Annotated in this window: 4 protein-coding genes; 3 read left to right on the plus strand and 1 reads right to left on the minus strand. The window is 67.1% G+C overall.

Features of this window, described 5'->3' with window-relative positions; all coding sequences use genetic code 11:
• Nucleotides 1-393: 393 nt before the first annotated feature.
• Nucleotides 394-1,002: a molybdenum cofactor guanylyltransferase gene (locus ACI944_RS13385; RefSeq protein WP_411719528.1), complete on the minus strand. Its 609-nt coding sequence runs from the start codon at nt 1,000-1,002 to the stop codon at nt 394-396.
• Between the two features lie 106 nt (nt 1,003-1,108).
• Here ACI944_RS13385 and hisC point away from each other — a divergent pair, with 106 nt between their 5' ends.
• The 3 genes from hisC to ACI944_RS13400 are packed head-to-tail and all read left to right on the plus strand — an operon-like array spanning nt 1,109 to nt 3,305.
• Nucleotides 1,109-2,176: a histidinol-phosphate transaminase gene (gene hisC, locus ACI944_RS13390; RefSeq protein ID WP_411719529.1), complete on the plus strand. Its 1,068-nt coding sequence runs from the start codon at nt 1,109-1,111 to the stop codon at nt 2,174-2,176.
• Nucleotides 2,173-2,679, plus strand: a complete 507-nt coding sequence (locus tag ACI944_RS13395) for an adenylate kinase family protein (protein WP_411719530.1) — start codon at nt 2,173-2,175, stop codon at nt 2,677-2,679. The genes hisC and ACI944_RS13395 overlap by 4 nt, the downstream gene beginning before the upstream one ends.
• Nucleotides 2,676-3,305: a CDP-alcohol phosphatidyltransferase family protein gene (locus ACI944_RS13400; RefSeq protein WP_411719531.1), complete on the plus strand. Its 630-nt coding sequence runs from the start codon at nt 2,676-2,678 to the stop codon at nt 3,303-3,305. The genes ACI944_RS13395 and ACI944_RS13400 overlap by 4 nt, the downstream gene beginning before the upstream one ends.
• Nucleotides 3,306-3,366 lie beyond the last annotated feature (61 nt).

The following is a 3,366-nucleotide window of genomic DNA, read 5'->3' on the forward strand; positions in this document are numbered from 1 at the left end:
GTCACCCACCGGAGCGTGGAGACGACACTCCCGAAGGCGTCCGGCGAGAGTTCGCCGTCCATTGCCAGCGGGAGCACCGCCGCGGCGACGAACAGCACTGAGCCGGCCCACAGCGCGGAGAATCCGGTATGTATCGTGTACATCGCGGTGTCTACGACCATACCGTATCGCCGGGCGCGGGGGGCTTATAAGTCATCGTCTCGGACCGACGGCGGGCGGTCGGCGTGGGATGTTGGCGCGGGCGGACCGCGGAGCAGGTGAGAAGTGCAGGACGGGGACGAAAGCGAGACCGGAAAACGAGGCAGGGGGTGGGAACGGACGTGAGAACGAGACAGCGAGAGTGAACGCGGGGACGAGAGTGGAGACGAAAAAACGAGAGTGAGAGCAGCGAGACTACTCAAGTTCCGATTCGGCCCACGCGATGTCCTCGGGCGTATCGACACTTTCGAACGTATCGAGGGAGCCGTGGGCGAGCAGTTCGTCACGGTCGACAACCACCCGGTCGAGCGTCGACAGCGGCTCGATAATGCGTGGGTTCTCCTCCTCGAGGGCGCGCTCGCAGGCCGCGACGGCGGGCACGGTCTTATAAACGGCGTGGAGCGGCTCGAACCACTCGCTCGGCCGTGGGACGGCGACCTCGTGGTCCGCCGCCCGCTCGAAGAGGTACTGGACGATGCCGGGGTCCAGAAACGGCATATCCGCCGCGACGATCGCCGAGTACTCTGTATCCGACACCTCAAGTCCAGTCTTGATCCCGGCGACCGGGCCACGATCGGGGATCTCGTCGATAGCGAACCGGGGATCGAGCCCCTCAAGCGCCTCGGCGATCGGGTCGCGCTGCTCCTCACGGCAGTTGATCACCAGTTTGTCGGTCGCCGCGCACAGCCGGTCCGCGACCCGCCGTATGAGCGGGGTCCCGCCGACATCGACGACGGTCTTTTCAGTGTCGCCCATCCGGACCGACAGTCCGCCGGCGACGATCACGCCACTCGTCCCGTTCATGTACCGGTCGCTACCGCGTCAACCCTTTTGAACGGAACGGTTAGAGCGGTGTTTCGCTGCGCTCCGTTGCGCACTTCTTAAGACCGACCGACCGTTTGACCCACGCATGCATCCACGGGACCTATCGGATCACGTCGCCTACGAGGCCGGTCGGGGGGTCGAGGAGGTGGCCCGCGAGTTGGGCATCGACCCCGACGACCTCGTGAAGCTCTCCTCGAACGAAAACGCGCTCGGTCCCGCGCCGAAGGCCGTCGAGGCGATTGAGTCGTACGCGCCGTCGGTCCACACCTATCCGAAGTCCTCCGCCGCCGATCTCAGGGAGCGGCTTGCCGAGAGACACGGCGTCACCCCGGCGCAGGTGTGGCTCGCCAACGGCGGCGACGGGGCGCTTGACTACCTCGCTCGGGCGCTGTTGAGGCCGGGCGACGACGTGCTCGTCCCCGACCCGGGCTTTGCATACTACGCGATGAGCGCCCGCTATCACCACGGCTCGGTCAACGAGTACCCGATCCGGCGCGCCGACGACTTCGAGCAGTCCGCCGAGACGGTGCTTGAGCACTACGACGGCGAGCGGATACTCTACCTCACGAGCCCGCACAACCCGACCGGCAGCGAGATCGATCGCGCCGATGTCGAGGCGATCGCCGAGGGAACCGACGACGAGACACTCGCGCTCGTCGACGAGGCCTACATCGAGTTCTCCGAGTCCCCCCCGGCGATCGACCTTCTCGCGGAGCGCGAGGACGTCGCGGTGCTCCGGACGTTCTCGAAGGCCTACGGCCTCGCGGGGCTGCGGCTCGGATACGCCATCGTCCCCGAGGCGTGGGCCGACGCATACGCCCGGATCAACACTCCCTTTGCCGCCTCGGAGATCGCCTGTCGAGCCGGCCTTGCTGCGCTTGATGACGACGACTTCCTCGAACAGACTCTCGAGACCGCGAAGTGGGCGAGGGGGTACATCCGCGACACGATCGAGTGCCCGACGTGGGAGAGTTCCGGGAACTTCGTGCTCTGCGACGTCGGGGACGGGGCCGAAATCGCCGAGGCAGCCCAACGCAAGGGGGTCATCGTCCGCGACACGACATCGTTCGGGCTTCCAGGGTGCGTTCGGGTCACCTGCGGGACGCGCCAAGGAACAAAACGCGCGGTGGAGGTGCTCAACGACCTCCTATGAGGGTCGCGGTGACCGGAACCCCCGGCGTCGGCAAGACGACGGCGACGGACGGCCTCGCGACCGACCTCAACGTGCTCCACCTGAACGATCTCGTCCGGGAGGCCGGCCTGACCGAGGGGACCGATGAGGCCCGCGGCAGCCTCGTTGTTGATCTCGAAGCTGTCTCGGCACGTCTCGAAGGCCGCGAGGACATCCTCGTCGAGTCACACGTCGCCCACCACCTCAACGTCGACCGCGCGATCGTGTTGCGGTGCCGGCCCGACGTCCTCGAAACGCGATTACTCGACCGCGGGGAGAGCGAGGCGAAGGCAGCCGAGAACGCCGAGGCGGAGGCGCTCGACGTAATCCTCTCCGAGACCGTCGACCGACACGGCGTCGATGCGACGTACGAGATAGACACCACCGACCGGTCCGTCGAGGCGGTACGATCCGATGTCGAAGCCGTTCTCGCCGGCGAGCGTCAACCCTCGGCCGGAACAGTCGACTTTACGGGGTATCTGTGACGCTCGACAGACTCAGGCCGCTGGCCGAGCGGGGGCTCGATCCCTTTGTCGGGGCGGCTGACCGGATCGGGCTGACGCCGAACGGCATCAGCGTCGTTGCGATCGGGTTCGCCGCCCTCGCCGGCGGGGCCTACGCCGTCGCCGGGACCGAGCTGTTGGGGATTGGTCCCATCCCGGCGCTGTATCCCGTCGGGGCGGCCTTCGTCTTCCTCAACGGCTGGATGGACCTCATCGACGGGGCCCTCGCACGCCGGCAGGGGGTGGATTCGGTGTCGGGCGACCTGCTCGATCACGTGCTCGATCGGTACGCAGACATCGTTGTCATCGCCGGCCTCGCCGCGGGCGTGGAGGCCTATCTCCTGGGCCTGCTCGCGGTCACCGGCGTGTTGATGACGTCGTATCTCGGCACGCAGGCCCAGGCGGTCGGACTCGATCGTGTCTACGGCGGCCTCGTCGGGCGCGCGGACCGCCTGGCGATAATCGGGGTCGTCACGGCGATCTCGCCCGCTGTCACGGGGCCGATCGCCGGATACCCGCCCGTCGGCTGGCTATTGGGCTTACTCGCCGTCGTCGGCCACCTGACCGCCCTCCAGCGCTTCTATGCCTCGATGCAGGCGTTGGAGTGACGCTCGTAGTCGGCCCAAGAGGCGGAAAACCCTTTTGTGCCGACGCGGTAGAGGCGGGTAT

Origin of the sequence: Natronomonas sp., assembly GCF_046710025.1 — an archaeon.
Taxonomy (GTDB): domain Archaea; phylum Halobacteriota; class Halobacteria; order Halobacteriales; family Haloarculaceae; genus Natronomonas.

What these genes read in the sequence shown, in the direction of transcription:
- ACI944_RS13385 (WP_411719528.1), bottom strand. Translation starts at nt 1,002, where the DNA reads ATGAACGGGACGAGTGGCGTGATCGTCGCCGGCGGACTGTCGGTCCGG.
- hisC (WP_411719529.1), top strand. Translation starts at nt 1,109, where the DNA reads ATGCATCCACGGGACCTATCGGATCACGTCGCCTACGAGGCCGGTCGG.
- ACI944_RS13395 (WP_411719530.1), top strand. Translation starts at nt 2,173, where the DNA reads ATGAGGGTCGCGGTGACCGGAACCCCCGGCGTCGGCAAGACGACGGCG.